This is a genomic window from Algoriphagus hitonicola, from assembly GCF_900113375.1.
GTDB lineage: Bacteria > Bacteroidota > Bacteroidia > Cytophagales > Cyclobacteriaceae > Algoriphagus > Algoriphagus hitonicola.
In genome coordinates this window covers 24,232-40,804 of the sequence record NZ_FOPC01000003.1, presented here as the reverse complement: position 1 = coordinate 40,804, position 16,573 = coordinate 24,232, and the positions used below count along the sequence as shown (strand labels likewise).

General features: G+C 41.4%; 19 protein-coding genes. 7 read left to right on the top strand and 12 right to left on the bottom strand.

All coding sequences use genetic code 11. The features are described from left to right. Positions 1–232 precede the first annotated feature (232 nt). From pckA to BM043_RS04975, 3 genes are all read left to right on the top strand, one after another. Complete coding sequence (gene pckA / locus BM043_RS04985) at positions 233–1,834, top strand: phosphoenolpyruvate carboxykinase (ATP) (protein WP_092789446.1); 1,602 nt, start codon at positions 233–235, stop codon at positions 1,832–1,834. Positions 1,835–2,076: 242 nt separating this feature from the next. Continuing rightward, on the top strand, positions 2,077–2,514 hold the full coding sequence (locus tag BM043_RS04980; protein ID WP_092789444.1) for a peptidylprolyl isomerase: 438 nt from the start codon (positions 2,077–2,079) through the stop codon (positions 2,512–2,514). A 127-nt stretch (positions 2,515–2,641) separates the two neighbouring features. Then, positions 2,642–3,241, top strand: a complete 600-nt coding sequence (locus BM043_RS04975; RefSeq protein WP_092789914.1) for a hypothetical protein — start codon at positions 2,642–2,644, stop codon at positions 3,239–3,241. On the opposite strand, the gene BM043_RS04970 is transcribed toward BM043_RS04975, so the two are convergent. The 6 genes from BM043_RS04970 to BM043_RS04945 form a co-directional block, all read right to left on the bottom strand. After that, complete coding sequence (locus BM043_RS04970) at positions 3,238–3,936, bottom strand: TrmH family RNA methyltransferase (RefSeq protein WP_092789442.1); 699 nt, start codon at positions 3,934–3,936, stop codon at positions 3,238–3,240. The genes BM043_RS04975 and BM043_RS04970 overlap by 4 nt on opposite strands. A 17-nt stretch (positions 3,937–3,953) precedes the next feature. Next, the gene (locus BM043_RS04965; protein WP_092789440.1) at positions 3,954–6,566 is read right to left on the bottom strand and encodes a DNA gyrase/topoisomerase IV subunit A; all 2,613 of its coding nucleotides are present in this window, start codon (positions 6,564–6,566) and stop codon (positions 3,954–3,956) included. Between the two features lie 5 nt (positions 6,567–6,571). Next, on the bottom strand, positions 6,572–6,889 hold the full coding sequence (locus BM043_RS04960; RefSeq protein ID WP_092789438.1) for a hypothetical protein: 318 nt from the start codon (positions 6,887–6,889) through the stop codon (positions 6,572–6,574). Further along, positions 6,879–7,508 (bottom strand): SatD family protein, encoded by a 630-nt coding sequence (locus BM043_RS04955; protein WP_092789436.1) that lies wholly within the window; start codon positions 7,506–7,508, stop codon positions 6,879–6,881. The genes BM043_RS04960 and BM043_RS04955 overlap by 11 nt, the downstream gene beginning before the upstream one ends. Positions 7,509–7,606: 98 nt before the next feature. Beyond that, complete coding sequence (locus tag BM043_RS04950; RefSeq protein WP_092789434.1) at positions 7,607–9,508, bottom strand: DNA topoisomerase IV subunit B; 1,902 nt, start codon at positions 9,506–9,508, stop codon at positions 7,607–7,609. Positions 9,509–9,524: 16 nt separating this feature from the next. Next, entirely contained in the window at positions 9,525–10,013 is a 489-nt protein-coding gene (locus tag BM043_RS04945) for a DNA topoisomerase IV (RefSeq protein WP_092789432.1), read from the bottom strand. A 304-nt stretch (positions 10,014–10,317) separates the two neighbouring features. Between BM043_RS04945 and BM043_RS04940 the strand changes: the two genes are divergently transcribed. After that, complete coding sequence (locus BM043_RS04940; RefSeq protein ID WP_377900748.1) at positions 10,318–10,710, top strand: hypothetical protein; 393 nt, start codon at positions 10,318–10,320, stop codon at positions 10,708–10,710. Here BM043_RS04940 and BM043_RS04935 read toward each other — a convergent pair. The 3 genes from BM043_RS04935 to BM043_RS04925 are packed head-to-tail and all read right to left on the bottom strand — an operon-like array spanning position 10,691 to position 13,018. Continuing rightward, positions 10,691–11,626: an ROK family protein gene (locus tag BM043_RS04935; protein WP_092789913.1), complete on the bottom strand. Its 936-nt coding sequence runs from the start codon at positions 11,624–11,626 to the stop codon at positions 10,691–10,693. The two genes, BM043_RS04940 and BM043_RS04935, sit on opposite strands and share 20 nt — an antisense overlap. A gap of 42 nt (positions 11,627–11,668) precedes the next feature. Then, positions 11,669–12,184 carry a YkgJ family cysteine cluster protein gene (locus BM043_RS04930; RefSeq protein ID WP_317042367.1) on the bottom strand — a complete coding sequence of 172 codons (516 nt, stop codon included), beginning with the start codon at positions 12,182–12,184 and terminating at the stop codon, positions 11,669–11,671. 3 nt (positions 12,185–12,187) lie between these two features. Beyond that, a complete protein-coding gene (locus BM043_RS04925; protein ID WP_092789909.1) occupies positions 12,188–13,018 on the bottom strand; it encodes a CvfB family protein in 831 nt (276 codons plus the stop codon). A 179-nt stretch (positions 13,019–13,197) separates the two neighbouring features. Here BM043_RS04925 and BM043_RS04920 point away from each other — a divergent pair, with 179 nt between their 5' ends. Further along, positions 13,198–14,088 carry a 3-hydroxyacyl-CoA dehydrogenase family protein gene (locus BM043_RS04920; RefSeq protein WP_092789428.1) on the top strand — a complete coding sequence of 297 codons (891 nt, stop codon included), beginning with the start codon at positions 13,198–13,200 and terminating at the stop codon, positions 14,086–14,088. A gap of 27 nt (positions 14,089–14,115) precedes the next feature. Continuing rightward, on the top strand, positions 14,116–14,733 hold the full coding sequence (locus tag BM043_RS04915) for a deoxynucleoside kinase (protein WP_092789426.1): 618 nt from the start codon (positions 14,116–14,118) through the stop codon (positions 14,731–14,733). A gap of 37 nt (positions 14,734–14,770) precedes the next feature. On the opposite strand, the gene BM043_RS04910 is transcribed toward BM043_RS04915, so the two are convergent. Genes BM043_RS04910 through BM043_RS19450 form a run of 3 tightly spaced genes read right to left on the bottom strand, consistent with a single transcriptional unit; the run spans position 14,771 to position 16,051 of the window. Then, positions 14,771–15,442 carry a DUF7255 family protein gene (locus tag BM043_RS04910; RefSeq protein ID WP_092789424.1) on the bottom strand — a complete coding sequence of 224 codons (672 nt, stop codon included), beginning with the start codon at positions 15,440–15,442 and terminating at the stop codon, positions 14,771–14,773. Between the two features lie 4 nt (positions 15,443–15,446). Beyond that, positions 15,447–15,905 carry a DUF2452 domain-containing protein gene (locus tag BM043_RS04905; protein ID WP_092789422.1) on the bottom strand — a complete coding sequence of 153 codons (459 nt, stop codon included), beginning with the start codon at positions 15,903–15,905 and terminating at the stop codon, positions 15,447–15,449. After that, a complete protein-coding gene (locus BM043_RS19450) occupies positions 15,905–16,051 on the bottom strand; it encodes a hypothetical protein (RefSeq protein WP_177188424.1) in 147 nt (48 codons plus the stop codon). Before BM043_RS19450 ends, BM043_RS04905 begins: the two co-directional genes overlap by 1 nt. A 169-nt stretch (positions 16,052–16,220) precedes the next feature. On the opposite strand from BM043_RS19450, the gene BM043_RS04900 reads away from it, so the two are divergent. Beyond that, positions 16,221–16,556 (top strand): Hpt domain-containing protein, encoded by a 336-nt coding sequence (locus BM043_RS04900; protein ID WP_092789421.1) that lies wholly within the window; start codon positions 16,221–16,223, stop codon positions 16,554–16,556. Positions 16,557–16,573 lie beyond the last annotated feature (17 nt).

The window sequence follows — 16,573 nt, the reverse complement described above, 5'->3', positions numbered from 1 at the left end:
TGAATTGTTTCCAAGTGAATTTATGCTGTTGACTTGAATTAAATCTCAAAAAGACAAGAAAATCAATTGCACAAGCGGCCAAAATACAAACGGAATTTGGACAAACCGAAGAATAGTTTGTTTTTCCTTCGAAATCGATTGAACGCTCAAATTTTAGCCTTTTTTTGTTTTGATTTCAATCCAATTATCTAATTTTGGGTTGACAATTTTCAGTTTGTAAACCCAATATTTTATGCAGGATTTAGCTCTGGCACCACAGACCTCTCCTTTGGACTTTCTTGACTTTGAGACGAGCGAAAAAGTCCATTACAACCTCCGTCCAGCCGAACTCATCGAGCATTCGCTGAGCAGAAAAGAAGGACGCCTCACTTCCACCGGCGCTTTAATGGCCGATACGGGAAAATTTACCGGGAGATCTCCAAAAGACCGTTTTATCGTCAAAGATTCGAAAACGGCTGATTCAGTTTGGTGGGGAGATATCAATATCCCTTTTGAGGAGGAAAAATTTGAGCGGCTATTGAAAAAAATGAAAGCCTTTCTCTCAGACAAAGAACTTTTTGTTCGGGATGCATTTGCCGGCGCGGATCCGAATTATAGACTGAATATCCGTGTAATCAATACGCTAGCTTGGCACAATCTTTTTTGCCACAACATGTTCCTACGTCCTAATGAAGCGGAACTAGAGAACTTTAAACAGGATTTTACCATTATCTGCGCACCTGATTTCGAAGCTGATCCAGAGACCGACGGTACCAAAAATCCAAACTTTGCCATCATCAACCTCAGCAAACGAATGATTTTGATCGGGGGAACTGCTTATGCAGGCGAAATGAAAAAGGGGATTTTTTCTGTTTTAAACTATATTCTACCTTATGAAAAAAACACCTTATCCATGCATTGCTCCGCAAATGTGGGCAAAAATGGAGATACTGCGGTGTTTTTTGGATTATCAGGAACCGGTAAAACCACCTTATCTGCCGATCCCAACCGGGCACTCATCGGTGATGATGAACATGGCTGGACTGAAAATGGCATTTTCAATTTTGAGGGTGGCTGCTATGCAAAAGTCATTGACCTAAGCCGGGAAAAAGAGCCCGAAATCTGGGATGCAATAAAATTTGGGGCGATCGTCGAAAATACCCGATTTAAGCCCAATACGCGAGAAGTAGATTTTGCCGATAAATCCGTGACAGAAAATACCCGGACAGCCTACCCTATCCATTTCATCCCTAATGCCCTCGAGCCATCTTTGGCAGGTATTCCCAAAAACATTTTCTTCTTGACGGCAGATGCTTTTGGTGTGATTCCTCCAATTTCTAGGTTGAATAAAAGTCAGGCGATGTATCACTTTATATCTGGCTATACCGCAAAAGTTGCCGGTACTGAGATGGGAGTCACAGAACCTAAACTGACCTTTTCAGCTTGCTTTGGTGCGGCTTTTCTTCCCCTTCACCCCACCCAATACGCCACGCTTTTTGGAGAAGCTATGGAGAAAAATGACACCAAGGTCTGGTTAATCAATACCGGGTGGACTGGTGGGCCTTACGGAGTAGGCTCAAGGATGAAATTGTCCTTTACCCGGGCAATGATTACTGCTGCCCTTCAAGGAGAACTCGAGAATGTGGAATATAAAACCCATCGATTCTTCGGGTTCCAAGTCCCCCAATCTTGTCCAAATGTGCCGAATGAAGTATTAAATCCCAGAAAAACCTGGCAAAATCCTGAGGACTACGATAAGCAAGCAGCTTCTCTGTCCGAGTCCTTTATCCAAAATTTCAACCAGTTTGAGAATTACGCCACAGAAGCGATTTTAAAAGGGGCTCCCAAGCCCTAAAATCATTAACCCAAATGTAACCTATAGCCTACTCGATTTGAGTGGGCTTTTTTTGTCGTATTTGGAAAAATAAGTATCAATTCAAAGGAAAGTTTAAAGCCTATTAAACCATCTCATAAGCGATTTGATTCCTAGTGGAAATTGATTTTCAAGAAAGTACAATAAAATCGCAAATGAATACATTAAGTAAAGCAGGATCCCTTATTTTTGCTTTCTTTAAAAATGAACCCTAAAAACAAGAAATGAAATTTGCTGAAATCATTACCGAAAAAGGAACCATGAAGTTGGAATTCTTTGAAAAAGATGCACCAAATACCGTAAAAAATTTCGTCGATCTTTCTGAAAAAGGATTCTATGATGGTCTCACCTTCCATCGTGTTATCCCCAATTTCGTCATTCAGGGCGGTTGTCCAAAAGGAGACGGAACAGGTGGACCAGGATATAAAATTGACTGCGAATTGACAGGAGATAACCAATATCATGATCGCGGAGTGATTTCCATGGCTCACGCGGGAAGGAATACGGGAGGATCTCAGTTTTTTATCTGCCACAGCAGAGACAACACCAAGCACTTGGATAGAAACCATACTGTATTCGGAAAAGTAGTCGAAGGGCTGGAAGTGATCGATCAAATCAGGGCTGGAGATAAGATCGAAAAAATCAACATCTCTGAGGCTTGAAAAAGAAAGAAGAAAAAACAAGAAGCAGCTAAGCTAATTGGCTGCTTTTTTTGTTGAAATTCTGAATGATTGAGTATTAAGGTTTTGGAATAGTTATTGAGTATTACATCGGTTGGATCTGATCTTTATGAATAAACTGATTTACTCATTTCTTTTTATACTTATTTCAAACGGCGCATTTGCACAGCATTATGGAAATGCATTGGGTTTACGCTTGGGAAACAGCAACCTAAACCGTACCGTTGGAATGAGTTATCAGCATAGAATCCAGAAAAACCTCACCTTGGAAGGGATTTTACAGTCTGATTTTTCGAGAAATACCACGGCTCATTTGCTCGTAGAGCGGCACAGACCCATATTATCCAAGCGACTTAATTATTACTATGGAACCGGTTTGGCATTGGGAAGGGAGGAAACTTTTCTGAAAAATGAGCAAGACAAAACCATCACGCATACCTACGGCAATGGAACTGTTGGGGTAGATTTTATTCTTGGATTGGAATTTACTGTGTTTAAAACAGTGCTTTCTCTTGACTACAAGCCCAATGTCAATTTGATCGGTAGGTCAGAATTTTTCAGAGGTCAGGCTGGATTTACTGCACGCATGGTTCTCACCAAAAGCAAAGAACAAAAACGGAAGCAACGCCAAAAGGCAAAGGCCAAAAGAAGAGACTCGGGAGAAAGTTTTTCAGAGCGCTTCAACTCACTTTTTAAGTCAAAAAATTAAATACCGTTTTTTTCACGGAATAATCGCTCGTGAACTTCCGAATTCTTAACAATCTGCCGGTACCAAATCAGCCTTAATTCATGTTTTTCCTCTTCGGTCAAGTAAAAATCGGGATGAAGTTTCGGATTGACTTTATTGATCAATTCAAATAAGAATATGGATGCCGAAACTGAAATATTGAAACTTTCGGTAAATCCCAACATGGGAATGTGCACCAAACCATCACTTTGATTTTTGACTTCTTCGCTTACCCCCTCGTGTTCATTTCCAAAAACCAAGGCTATCTTTTGGTCCGCATTCAATTCATGGATAGGCATGGAATCCTTGGCGGGGCTGGTGGCAAAAATCTGATATCCTTGATCGCGAAGGGTCGAAAAGGATTTATTTACCACTGAGCCGTCTGGCTCAAAATGCTTATGAATGGTCACCCAATCAGAAGCTCCTCGCGTGACATAGGGATTGATTTTATATTGATTGGTCTTCTCGATAATATGAATATCCTGAATCCCAAAACAATCGCAGGTACGCAACACCGCACTGGCATTGTGAGGCTTATAAATATCCTCAAGTACCACCGTAAAAAACCGAGTTCGCTGGTCCAGCACCTTTTCCATCAACTCCCTTTTGTGGGGAGTAATGTACTCGCTGAAATACTCCAGCAAACGCAGTTCTATTTGCTTATCATTTGAGGACATGGATTGATATGCCAAACTTAAAACAGCCCAAGCTGTTCGTCATCGTCTTTTTTGGGCGAAAGATCAATCGTACTTCCGATTTCTAGCTCATCATCCTCTTCCGATGCTTCGGCTGGCTGTTCAGCTGCTTTAGGACTTGATTTGGGGGCAATGAGTTCCAAATCTTTGACTGTATGCGTACTGAGTTTGTTTCCGATCGCTTTCCAACCTTTGATATCGATCAGCATGTCTAGATCATAATCCACGGTTTCTATCTCTTTTCCTTTTTGGATCTGAACCGAAACCTGAGGTTGCTTATCAGTAGAGACAATTTTAAGATAGGAAGATTTGTGGTCAGAGATGAAGTTAAACTTCTTGTTGATTGTAGTCGTCTCGATTTGAAAACGCTTCACATAATAGGTTTTGCTTCCACCATCATAATAAACCGCCGAGACGACTTTTTCAGGATCAAACTTCTCGATTAAGAGAACCTCTGTAGCTTCGTATCGGTTGGTCAGTTCAAAATTCGTCAATTCGTATTCCCCGGATTTATAACATACCAAGATTTTATCCTCTCCGAGGAAATTCCCGATTAGCTTTCCTCGCTCATCCGTATTGATGCGACCAACTACTGCATCATAATAAATATCCAATCCGCCTAGGGTGGATACACCTTCCATTTTGAGTTGGATCTTTCGGACCGGGTATCGGGTCAAAATATTTCCTCCGGCCCCTCTTCCTTTGATTTCTATGGTAGAAAAATCAAAATCAAAAACCTTCACTCTTGCTTTCGCCCCTTGCGTCAAATATACCGTAACGATTTCTGCCTCTCCATTTGGGTTTGCAGTAAGGTAGAGCGTTTTAGAACCCTTGGTTCCTTTAGTAAGATCATATTCCTTATCCCGGGTGACTCCGCCAGGCTGAAATCGCTTCACCATGGCCCGGCCCGAGGTACCATCGAGATAGATCAGATTGAAGGTCAAGCGATCGTCATTCTTCCGATAAATCCCCACATGAAGGATATCCTTACCCATGAAGTTTTTTTCTTGAATCTTGGATACCATCATTTTCCCATCTTTTCGGATCACGATGATATCATCCAAATCCGAGCAATCGCTTACAAATTCGTCCTTTTTGAGGCCCATCCCGACAAAACCATCTGCACGATTTACGTAGAGTTTGGCATTGTTAGCCGCAACCACACTGGCCTGAATTGTATCAAAAGCACGGATTTCGGTCTTTCGCTCACGACCTTTACCGTATTTTTCCAGTAAATTTTTATAATAGTTGATCGAGTAATCCGTCAGATGCTTGAGGTTATAATTAACCTCCTTCAATTCGTCCTGAAGTCGCTTCATCAGTTCGTCAGCTTTGAAGGTGTCAAACTTGGAGATTCGCTTGATTTTGATTTCTGTCAGCCGGATCAGATCATCTTGAGTAATTTCCCGATAAAAATCAGGCTTATACGGGTCCAGTCCTTTGTCAATAGCCTGCAATACCGCTTCCCAAGTAGTACATTCCTCGATATCGCGATAAATTTTATTTTCGATGAAAATTTTCTCCAAAGAAGAAAAAAGCAATTTCTCCATCAATTCACTCTTTCGGATTTCTAGTTCCTGCTTAAGTAAATTTTTGGTCTGCTTGGTATTGTATTCCAGGATTTGGTTGACCGTCAAAAAGACGGGTTTATCCTCGATAATGACACAGGCATTGGGCGAAATGGAAATTTCGCAATCGGTAAAAGCATAAAGCGCATCAATCGTCACATCGGGAGATACACCGGGGGCCAAATGGATCTGAATCTCCACATCTTTTGCCGTATTATCCACCACTTTTTTGATTTTGATTTTGCCTTTGTCATTGGCTTTCAAAATCGAATCAATCAAAGAATCTGTGGTGATTCCATATGGTATTTCCTTGATTAATAATATTTTAGAATCCTGCTCTTCTATCCTTGCTCTAACCTTAACTTTCCCTCCTCTCAAGCCTTCGTTATACTCGCTGAAGTCCGCCATTCCTCCGAGCATAAAATCCGGAAGCACATTGGTTTTATTTCCTTTAAGGATCTCAATGGAGGCTTCGATGAGTTCGCAAAAATTGTGAGGAAGGATTTTAGTCGAAAGCCCCACTGCAATTCCTTCTACTCCCTGCGCTAATAAGAGCGGAAATTTGACCGGGAGCGTAACGGGTTCCCGTTTTCGTCCGTCATAGGAAAGTTGCCATTCAGTCGTCTGTGGATTGAAGACTACCTCAAGGGCAAACTTGGAAAGCCGCGCCTCGATGTATCGGGCAGCTGCGGCGGAGTCACCTGTGCGCACGTCTCCCCAGTTTCCCTGGGTTTCGATGAGCAGTTCCTTTTGTCCCAAATTGACAATCGCATCTCCAATGGACTGATCGCCGTGGGGATGGTATTGCATGGATTGACCAATGATATTGGCGACCTTATTGAATCTCCCATCGTCCATTTCCTTCATAGCATGAAGAATCCGGCGCTGTACAGGTTTCAAACCATCTTCGATGGCTGGAACTGCCCGTTCCAAAATCACATAGGAAGCATAATCCAAAAACCAATCTTTGTACATACCCGTCACCGGGACGGAATCGTGTAAGCTTTCGTCTGAATCCAAAGGTTTGTTAAGTTCTTCGCTCATTTAGTTTAAATCCACTTTTGATAAAGATTGACCGACAAAAGGACAATCCCGACTGAAATCATATTGCCGATTAGAAAGTAATCGTTTGATATTTTATTTTCCTCAGTTTTTATTCTTGTTCCAATTTTCAAAGCTCCGAATAAAACTAAGCCATGATAAATCCCGCTCAACAAACAGAGATATAAAAAAAGGCGCTCGATGATACCATTCCACATGGGGCGATTTGATCCAAAACTTCCCAAATAGAATTTTCTGACTCCTCGAAAGATAAAATAAGCCAAAATCTCAGAGACGATATAAATACCAATAAAGCTAAGAAGCATTCTCACAAATTAATTTGACCAGTCTTTTCCGCTTTTGATAGGATTTGAATCCTAGTGATTTGAACCTTCTCCAAATCAAAGAAACATCCTTTTTCATGGTTTTGGCAACTTGCTTATAATCTTTGGTGAGAAAATAACCCGAAATAATATCTCTGTCTTTCCACTTCCAATTTTGATGCATTTCCAAGAATAGATCCAAGGCCAACTTCATCTCCTCTTCTCTCGGCACTTCACCGAGGATCACCACTCGATCGGCTTCTTCTTTTAAGTCGATCAAAGACTCTCTCACTTCCATTAGCCCACTTCCAATCATCCCATAGGCTATTTGTGAGTTTATGGGAGTTGAAATTTCGCCATACCCCAAGCTGTATCTTAAGTTAACTGGACAGTTTAGATTCCATTTCTGCTCTTCCAGTTTAATCAGAATTTCGACAGATGCCCTCAAGCTTTTAACAACGGACTGAAACTCATCGCCCAAGGTGATAGTCAAAGGAGAAAGCAAATCCTCAGCAAAATCATGATTGATCTGATCAATCAATTTTGCAAATTCCTGCTGAAGCAGAACAGCATCCTGCTTACTACTGTCAATGATATCCCCCATTAAAATCCAATTCAGCATATTTTTCTGTTGATTTGAATTCTAATTTATTGCATATTTTTTACAATTTCAATATAATTTGCATTTTTTATACAATAAAGCCAGGTGGATCATTCCGACTAAGCTGCCTCTTCCTCCTCTTCTTTTACTTCTTGTTTACGAGGATCATCCAAAGCCAAATCCTTTTCAATTTTCAAATTGTCAATGATGAAATTTTGACGATCAGGCGTATTTTTTCCCATATAGAAAGTCAAAAGATCCACAATCTTGGTTTCCTTATTCAATATGATAGGTTCTAGCCGGATATCCTCTCCGATAAAAGTCCCAAATTCCTCAGGCGATATTTCACCTAAGCCTTTGAAACGAGTGATTTCAGGCTTATTACCCAGTTTATGAATAGCTCGCTGACGCTCTTCATCGGAGTAGCAGTAGATGGTTTCCTTTTTGTTTCTCACCCGGAAAAGAGGGGTATCCAAGATGAACAAATGGCCATTTTTGACCAAATCAGGGAAAAACTGCAAGAAATACGTCATGATCAGCAGGCGAATATGCATCCCATCTACATCCGCATCCGTGGCAATGACGATCTTCCGATAGCGAAGATGTTCGATCCCATCTTCAATATTAAGGGCATGCTGAAGTAGGTTAAACTCCTCATTCTCATACACCACCTTTTTGGTCATCCCGAAGCAATTCAGCGGTTTTCCCCGAAGTGAAAACACGGCTTGAGTTTGCACATCCCTTGATTTGGTGATCGAACCGGAAGCAGAGTCTCCCTCGGTAAGGAAGAGCATGGTATTGTTTTTCTGATCTTCGTTGGCTTTGGGGTCATCATAATGCACCCGACAGTCTCTTAGCTTTTTATTGTGGAGATTGGCTTTTTTTGCCCGCTCGTTTGCCAGTTTTTTGATCCCGGATATTTCCTTTCTCTCCCGTTCAGATTGTAAAATCCGCTTAAGTAAAGCATCCGCAACTGCTGGATTTTTATGGAGGTAATTGTCCAGTTCGGTTTTGATAAAATCATTGACAAAAGTCCGAAGTGTGGGACCTTCCGGCCCGATGGATTGGGAACCCAATTTGGTTTTGGTCTGGGATTCAAAGACGGGTTCTTGCACCCGTACAGCTATGGCCGCTACTACACTTTGGCGGATATCCGATGCATCGTAGTCTTTTTTATAAAATTCCCGGACAGTTTTCACTATTGCCTCCCGGAAAGCCGCCAAGTGCGTTCCTCCCTGTGTGGTGTATTGTCCGTTGACAAAGGAATAATACTCCTCACCGTACTGATTGGAGTGGGTTATGGCTACTTCGATATCATTGCCCTTCATGTGGATGATGGGATATCGGGCGCTTTCTTCATCGACTTTATTGGACAGCAAATCATACAATCCTCGATCGGAGAAAAATTTCTTCCCATTAAAATTAATGGTCAGGCCGGCATTCAGATAAGCATAATTCCAGATCTGATTTTCGAGGTATTCGGGGATAAAGTGATAATTTTTGAAAATGCTGGCATCGGGAGTGAAAATCACTTTGGTTCCGTTTCGATCGGAGCTTTTCTCCACTTTCCGGTCCTCGATTAAAATCCCTCTTTCAAATTCGGCCACCTTCGTTTCCCCATCCCGATAGGATTGAACTTTGAAATAATCCGAAAGCGCATTGACCGCTTTGGTACCCACACCATTCAAACCTACGGATTTTTGAAAAGCACCAGAATCATATTTCCCCCCGGTATTGATTTTGGAAACGCAGTCGATCACTTTTCCCAAGGGAATGCCGCGTCCATAATCGCGGATTTCTACGCGATGCTCGGAAATTTTAACCTCTATCGTTCGTCCGTATCCCATCATGTGTTCATCGATGGAATTATCCAGGACTTCTTTGACCAACACGTAAATCCCGTCGTCCTGAGCACTTCCGTCACCGAGTTTGCCGATGTACATGCCGGGACGAAGTCGAATATGCTCTCTCCAATCAAGGGATTTAATACTGTCTTCGTTATATTTAACTGCTTCTGCCATAGTCTTTTCTTCAAGCTCAGGATTTCAATTGTTTGGCTTTTCCTACAAATAGTGCGAATAGCCCAATGATCCAAGCCACCAATAAAACCGGAATCAGGTAGAAGAAAAAGTTAAAGTAATCCGAACTGATCCCTTCCTGATTGTTGATGGCGTGAAAATATAAGGCCATGATTCCCAAACTCACATTCAGCACCCCTCCAAAGGAATAAAACCAAGTCAGAATATAATCCCGATAGGGATCGCCCAAAGGGAAAATCCTGTGCAATTTTTGGTGAGTTTTTGTTTCCAGCATTTTTGCAGGGAAAATCGCAATGACGTTCAATACAATAAAAAAGCCAATTAGCCCATAAAACAGGGTATTTTTGCCTATTCTGCCTCCTCCTGACTCACTTTCTGCGAGATCATAAATCACTTGCTCACCCATGCCCGAATAGAAATAGAGCAACATGAACAAGAAAATCACAATACTAAAGTAATAGAAGGCTTTACCAAATCGGTGATACATAATATTGATTCAATTGAATGCGCTAATATAACCGATTTGGGCAAACAGCAGGGCCTATTTTCGGTTTGTAAATGAGACAATATTTGTCGGAAAAATTAATCTCATGATTGTCAAGCTTTAACCAATCCTCTGTTCTGATTTAACTGAGTGGTGAAAATCCGGAGGCTTAATCATAAGGATTAAATCACCTAAAACCCAGAAAATCGAAACTAGCCGACCAAAATCAAATTTTCCCAGAATTCGGTAAAAATGAAAATATTTCCGCTCTGGCAAAATTGGCTTATGTACCTTTGCCTTTCAAAATATGAAGTCTATGAAATTCTCTATTTCCTTATTGATCACCTTGATGATTGTCTTGGCAGGTTGCTCTTCCAAACTGGAAACCGGTTCGATCAATATCGAAAACTGGAAAAGCGACCGATATGGCTGTAAAGGTCTTCGGATGCAGGATCTGGATGAATTACAGCGAATAAAAAACTCGTTTTTGGGGGCAGATAATCAGGCCTTGATCAAGACCTTTGGGAGGCCGGATCGCGTGGAACTCGTGGATAAAAGCCAAAGTTTTTTCTTTTACTTCCTCGAACCAAGTGAAAACTGTGATGGGGTAGAAAGCGAAAAAGAACCCCTCAGGGTCCTTTTTCGAATGAATGCTATCAGCAAGGTTTCGGAAGTGACAATTACAACCCTGAACCCATAAAACAAAGCGCTGCGGCGCCAAGCGTGCCAGCATTGTTTTCCAGCGTTGCTTTTTTCAATTTCAAGTCTTTGTTGTAATACGGAGTAAGGTATTGGCGAATCGTCCGCTCCAATGCCGGCATCATAAATTCCAATCCGGCAGAAATCCCTCCTCCAAAATGAACCTCAGTGACGTCGAGAATACGTACGGCAGAGACAATAGCCGAACCTAAAATCACCCCTACCTCTTCAAAAACCATCAAAGCCACTTCGTTTCCTTCTCTTGCAGTAGCTACCAAAAGGTGGATTCCCAACTCATTATCCTTTAACCTCCCGGCTTTTTCAGGATAGGCGGCGATTAATCGCTCCATGATGTCCAAAATCCCCATTCTGCCTACGAGGGTTTCAAGTCTAGCATTTCCTTTGGAAAGCATATGTCCCATTTCCATGGCATTTCCCCTCGAACCCTTGAAAATCTGTCCATCCAAAACCAGGGCACTTCCGATGCCAGTCCCCATGGTGATAAACAAAAAATTATCGGAGGCATCGTCTTTGCCAAAATAAAACTCCCCAATAGCCGCAGCAGCAGCATCATTTTCCAGATAAAATTCGATTCCCGGGTATTTTTTTTCCAAACCCTCTTTCAGTTTGAAATTGTTCAGGCTTGGAATAGCCGGAATCTCCAAAGGAGTGGTTCGGTCTTTACTAATCAAACCCGGAAGACCAATCCCCACTTTTTCTACTTGAGGATATTTTCTTAGGTATTTTTCCAAACCTTCAATAAAAGCTTCACCAAAGCCTTTGGGGTGATCCCTAAAAGGAATGGTTTCCTCCTTTTCAAAATCCACAATGGTCCCGTTTTTATCGACGAGCCCGATTTTTAAGTGGGTTCCTCCCACGTCAACGCCTAAAAAGTGCGTCTCCTTAGTTTCAGTCATATCATTGATAGGTTTGATATTCAAAAAAGCCAAAAAAAAGTTTTACTTCCTATAATCTTTGCCAATCTGCTGAAAAATTTTGTAAACAGCGGGGCAAACCAAGGTGTTTTTAAGAGTCAAGCCCAAAATTCCGTGCATATTCTTCCGATTGGTGTGAGGATACTCTCGGCAGGCTTTCGGACGATCTTCGTACACCAGACATTTATTGTCTTCTCCCAAGAATGGACAGGGCGAACTATTCAAAACAAAATCCCCGTCCGCATCCCTATGCAAATATGTATCCAAAAATACCGAAGGCTTCATCCGAAATACTTTGGCCAATCGATCTACATCCGTTTGCAAAAAAATCGGACTGGTAGTCTTACAACAATTGGCACATTCCAAACAATCAATTTCTTCAAAAACCGAATCATGAAGCTGGGCAAATTCCTCATCCAATTTTTTGGATTTGACACGGCGAAGCCGGTCCTTCAGCTTTTTATTAGACGAAAAATCAGATAAGCTTTCTTTTCTAAACTGACCCAAATCCATCCCTTCCTGATTCTTTTGGACAGCCATGTCTTAGTTGATCAGTGTGATGCCTCCATCTACCAATTTGATTTCCCTGGCCTTGTACAACTGACCGATGCACTGCTTAAAATGCTTTTTACTCATTCCCAACTGGGATTTGATTTCCTCCGGGTCGGATTTATCATGAAGCTTCAAAAAACCCTTTTCTCTTAAAATACTCAAAATCTTCTCCGCTCCTTCTTCATACTTCTCCCGGCCCATTGGCAAAAGCTGAAGATCAATTTTGCCGTCATCCCTTCGCTTTTTGACGTACATTTTCCGTTTGTTTCCGATATCCAAGGGCTCAAACACCTCGTTGGCATAAATCAACCCTTCATATCGATCCTCCAGTAGTACTTTATACCCTAAATCAGTTTTATCAAAAATCAACCCTTCTACTTCATTTCCAGGCTCATAATCCTTGGGAGCAGGATAGATAAAATCACGGTGCTTGGTGCTTCCGATCAGTCGGTTGGTCTGATAATCCACGCAAACTTTAACCAGGTATTTTCCTCCTACTTCCATGGGTTTTCCCATTTCGGAATTTGGTACGAGTAAGTCCTTGAGCAAACCCCAATCCATAAAAGCCCCAAACGAAGTCACTTCTTTTGCCTCCATTACAGCCCATTCATCCAAGAGTGCATTTGGCCGATCGGTAACCGCTACAGGACGATCTTCGCTGTCAGTGTAAACAAAAACCTCTAACACATCTCCCTCTCGCTCGTTTCCGGTCAGATAGCCCTGAGGCAGCAATAACTCATCTCCATCTTCCAAGGCCAAATAGGCACCAAAATCCGTGAATCGATTAATCGGTAATTTGCTGATTAAACCTAGTTCTTTCATGCTGTAAAGGTATGGATAAATCCAAAACTCCCGGTGGGAAAATATGACAAACAATGACTGGAATCAGTCGGTTAAAAATTGGAAATGCCTCTAAGGAGAAGTAGTTTTGACAAAACGAAAAGTACTTTTCGTTTTCATAAACCCAAATAATAGCGTTTTTATATTCTAAATCATTAACAATGAAAAACATAACAGTAATCGGTTCCGGAACGATGGGAAATGGCATTGCTCATGTATTTGCCCAAAATGGATTTGAGATTTCGCTTGTCGATTTGAAAGAGGAGTTTTTGAAAAAGGCCATGGCCACCATTGACAAAAATCTGGACCGACAGGTAGGAAAAGGAATTTTGACTTTGGAGCAAAAGGAGGATACACTGGGAAGAATCACGACTTTCACCCATTTGGATGAGGGTGTAAAATCTGCTGACCTAGTGGTCGAAGCTGCTACCGAAAACATGAGTATAAAACTTGACCTGTTCAAAAAAATCGATTATTTAGCTCCCAAATCCGCTATTCTCGCATCCAATACTTCTTCGATTTCCATTACCAAAATCGCTTCAGCAACTCAACGTCCGACTCAGGTGATCGGCATGCACTTTATGAATCCTGTGCCCGTGATGAAACTTATCGAGGTGATCAGAGGCTATGCAACCTCGGATGAAGTCACTCAAAATATCATGAAACTATCGGAGGGATTGGGAAAAGTGCCGGTTGAGGTTAATGACTATCCGGGCTTTGTTGCCAATCGAATCCTGATGCCTATGATCAATGAGGCTATCTACACGCTTTTCGAGGGAGTAGCTGGAGTAGCGGAAATTGATACCGTAATGAAACTCGGAATGGCTCATCCCATGGGTCCATTGCAATTGGCGGACTTTATCGGTTTGGACGTTTGTTTGTCCATTCTTAAAGTGCTTCATGATGGCTTTGGCAATCCAAAATACGCCCCTTGTCCCCTTTTGATCAATATGGTGGAAGCAGGATATAAAGGCGTCAAAACAGGAGAAGGTTTCTATCATTACACGCCAGGAAGCAAGGATCTACAAGTAGCTGCCCGTTTCAAAAAATAATTTCGCTCTTTTCATCAATATAGATCCATGCACTTAGCAGTATCCGGAAATATCGGAAGCGGGAAAACTACGCTTACCGAAAAACTAGCCAAACATTATGGTTGGAAAGCCGAATTTGAGGCTGTTGACAATAATCCTTATTTGCCGGATTTTTATGAGGATATGAAGCGGTGGGCGTTTCATTTGCAGGTTTATTTTCTAAACTCCCGCTACAATCAAATTCGCAAAATCCAGGATGAAAATCAAAACACTGTTCAGGATCGTACCATCTACGAAGATGCCTACATTTTCGCAGCCAATTTGTATAAAAGCAAACTGCTGACTGAACGGGATTATTGGAACTATCGGAGCTTGTTTGATTCGATGATTCGACATGTCAAAGCACCCGATTTACTGATTTACCTCAAAGCAGATATTCCCAAGCTGGTGGGACAAATCGAAAAACGCGGCCGCAGCTACGAAACAACCATGCGGATTGATTACCTCAAAAATCTCAATCAGCATTATGAGGATTGGATAGCCGGGTACAAAGAAGGAAAGTTGCTTATCATCGATGTCAATGAGCTGGATTTTGTAGAGCGGTCGGAGGATTTTTCCTATATCGTCGAAAAAATCGAACGGGAAATTTTTGGATTGTTTTCCTAAATCAATCTACTTTCTCTATTTGAAAAACCAGTTCTACTTAGAGCTGGTTTTTCTTTTCTGAGTCAATTTCCAGTTTTCGGATCAGCCAATTCAAGACGACTTTTTGCTGCTCCTCCTTTGGATTCATCAGCAGCTGATCCAAGCGACGTAAAGCGCCTCCAGTCATGAGTGTTTCGTAGGGAGAAATCCGAATCAATTTAAAACCATGAATTCTGGACAATAAATCGATTTGTGAATCATTGTAGGCACGCAGCTTCCAGCCTGAAGATCCATTTCCTGAAAAGTCCCCGATTTCCTCCGAATCCCCAAACCACTGAGTTGCCACAGGAGGCCCATTCCAATATCGAGCCTGTAGTCCTGCTTTCATGCATTCCTTTTCGTAAGTTCTGCATAGGCGCTTATGTGACTCGACAAATGGAAATTGAAAATTTTCATAAAGTCCTGATCTAAAAGTTTTTAACCGATATCGATTAAAATTCAACTCAAAGTCAAAAAGAACTACTGTTCGGTTAATTTTCAGATCAAATTTTACTTTTTCGAGTTGGGGAAAAGACCCTTGTCCGCTCAACTCTTCGAAAATTTCCTGAAGCCAATTTTTTCCTTTTTCATCGAGAAAATCCGGATTCACCTCAAGAGTGAAATTCTCCTCTACAGCAATCAACTCTTCTCTCAGAATGGAAAATAGGTTTTCGACAAAAATACTGGACATGGATTTAGGTATTTTCTCTGAGAATCTCCCAGGTATGGTCCGCAAGCAATTTCACTTCGGCTACAAAGCTGGCAAAATTCTTCTTCCTTCCCCACTCTTCGGGAGCTATCATGCTCAAAAAATCCATCCCATCTTCTTTTTGATATAAAAAATACCGATGATTGATCAGCGGTTCAAAGCCGATGGAAGCTTGGTAAATCCGCTCAGAAACTTCCACTCTTGCTCTGATTTTTTTGGCCTGATCAGCCAAAAGCTGCATTTGATCGTAGATTTGAGCCATCTGCATATCTGTCTGCGATTGCATGGCCGCCACGGCACGACCCGTGATTTTACCTTTGTCCTCGGGTTTGACGAGTGCACTTCCCGAATGGTGCGCATAAGGCAAAGTCCCCGGTGTATCGGTGGTTTTATCTTTCATTCGCTCCAAATCGAGCCGATCGATATCTATTTTTTTTCCAGTCATTAATCTTGTCCCGTACTGATTCGTTCTTTCAAATTCCCCTTTGCTCCCGGAAATGTCGTCCGCTGGGAGATGTCATACCCAATCCAAAGCATGAGCAACATGAATATGACAAATAGCAAGAGAAATAGTTTTTTGTTCTTTTGCATAGTTTAATCTATTGGATAGAATACGTCTGCAAAATTAAGGAGATGCCTGAATCCTCCCTAATTTTGAAATAATCTTTAATTCTCAAAGGTAGAAATAATGCTTTTTGAAAAATGTTTATAATTTTAGAGAATGGAGTAGCAAAATTTTTAACCACCCCTGCAGAAAACTATGTACAAAATCATCAGTGAACAGGCCATATACCAATATTTTGGCGATGACGACCCGGATATGATTCGGGAAATGATTCAAATAATTTTAGATACCAATATTCAGGATTTAAAAGAATTGGATACTTTTTACACTGAAAATGATTTTAAAACCATTAAAAAAAGATGTCACAAAGCTAAACCCAGCATGAGCTATATTGGAGCTTTGAAAACTAGAAAAATCCTGGAAGACATCGAGGCAAATTTAGAAAGTTCGGAAAAGTTAAATGAAAAGCTCCAAGAAGAGATCCGAATTATCGAATCCGAACTGGCACAATTTCTCGGTGCGCTGGCTTAATCCCATCTAAAAACGCA

Bases quoted from the DNA above. Each gene is read 5' to 3' on its own strand.
- BM043_RS04915 (WP_092789426.1), top strand. From the start codon at position 14,116: ATGCACTTAGCAGTATCCGGAAATATCGGAAGCGGGAAAACTACGCTT.
- BM043_RS04970 (WP_092789442.1), bottom strand. From the start codon at position 3,936: ATGTCCTCAAATGATAAGCAAATAGAACTGCGTTTGCTGGAGTATTTC.
- BM043_RS04905 (WP_092789422.1), bottom strand. From the start codon at position 15,905: ATGACTGGAAAAAAAATAGATATCGATCGGCTCGATTTGGAGCGAATG.
- BM043_RS04955 (WP_092789436.1), bottom strand. From the start codon at position 7,508: ATGCTGAATTGGATTTTAATGGGGGATATCATTGACAGTAGTAAGCAG.
- BM043_RS04910 (WP_092789424.1), bottom strand. From the start codon at position 15,442: ATGTCCAGTATTTTTGTCGAAAACCTATTTTCCATTCTGAGAGAAGAG.
- BM043_RS19450 (WP_177188424.1), bottom strand. From the start codon at position 16,051: ATGCAAAAGAACAAAAAACTATTTCTCTTGCTATTTGTCATATTCATG.
- BM043_RS04925 (WP_092789909.1), bottom strand. From the start codon at position 13,018: ATGAAAGAACTAGGTTTAATCAGCAAATTACCGATTAATCGATTCACG.
- BM043_RS04900 (WP_092789421.1), top strand. From the start codon at position 16,221: ATGTACAAAATCATCAGTGAACAGGCCATATACCAATATTTTGGCGAT.
- BM043_RS04965 (WP_092789440.1), bottom strand. From the start codon at position 6,566: ATGAGCGAAGAACTTAACAAACCTTTGGATTCAGACGAAAGCTTACAC.
- BM043_RS04935 (WP_092789913.1), bottom strand. From the start codon at position 11,626: ATGACTGAAACTAAGGAGACGCACTTTTTAGGCGTTGACGTGGGAGGA.
- BM043_RS04950 (WP_092789434.1), bottom strand. From the start codon at position 9,508: ATGGCAGAAGCAGTTAAATATAACGAAGACAGTATTAAATCCCTTGAT.
- BM043_RS04920 (WP_092789428.1), top strand. From the start codon at position 13,198: ATGAAAAACATAACAGTAATCGGTTCCGGAACGATGGGAAATGGCATT.
- pckA (WP_092789446.1), top strand. From the start codon at position 233: ATGCAGGATTTAGCTCTGGCACCACAGACCTCTCCTTTGGACTTTCTT.
- BM043_RS04940 (WP_377900748.1), top strand. From the start codon at position 10,318: ATGAAGTCTATGAAATTCTCTATTTCCTTATTGATCACCTTGATGATT.
- BM043_RS04960 (WP_092789438.1), bottom strand. From the start codon at position 6,889: ATGCTTCTTAGCTTTATTGGTATTTATATCGTCTCTGAGATTTTGGCT.
- BM043_RS04975 (WP_092789914.1), top strand. From the start codon at position 2,642: ATGAATAAACTGATTTACTCATTTCTTTTTATACTTATTTCAAACGGC.
- BM043_RS04945 (WP_092789432.1), bottom strand. From the start codon at position 10,013: ATGTATCACCGATTTGGTAAAGCCTTCTATTACTTTAGTATTGTGATT.
- BM043_RS04930 (WP_317042367.1), bottom strand. From the start codon at position 12,184: ATGGCTGTCCAAAAGAATCAGGAAGGGATGGATTTGGGTCAGTTTAGA.
- BM043_RS04980 (WP_092789444.1), top strand. From the start codon at position 2,077: ATGAAATTTGCTGAAATCATTACCGAAAAAGGAACCATGAAGTTGGAA.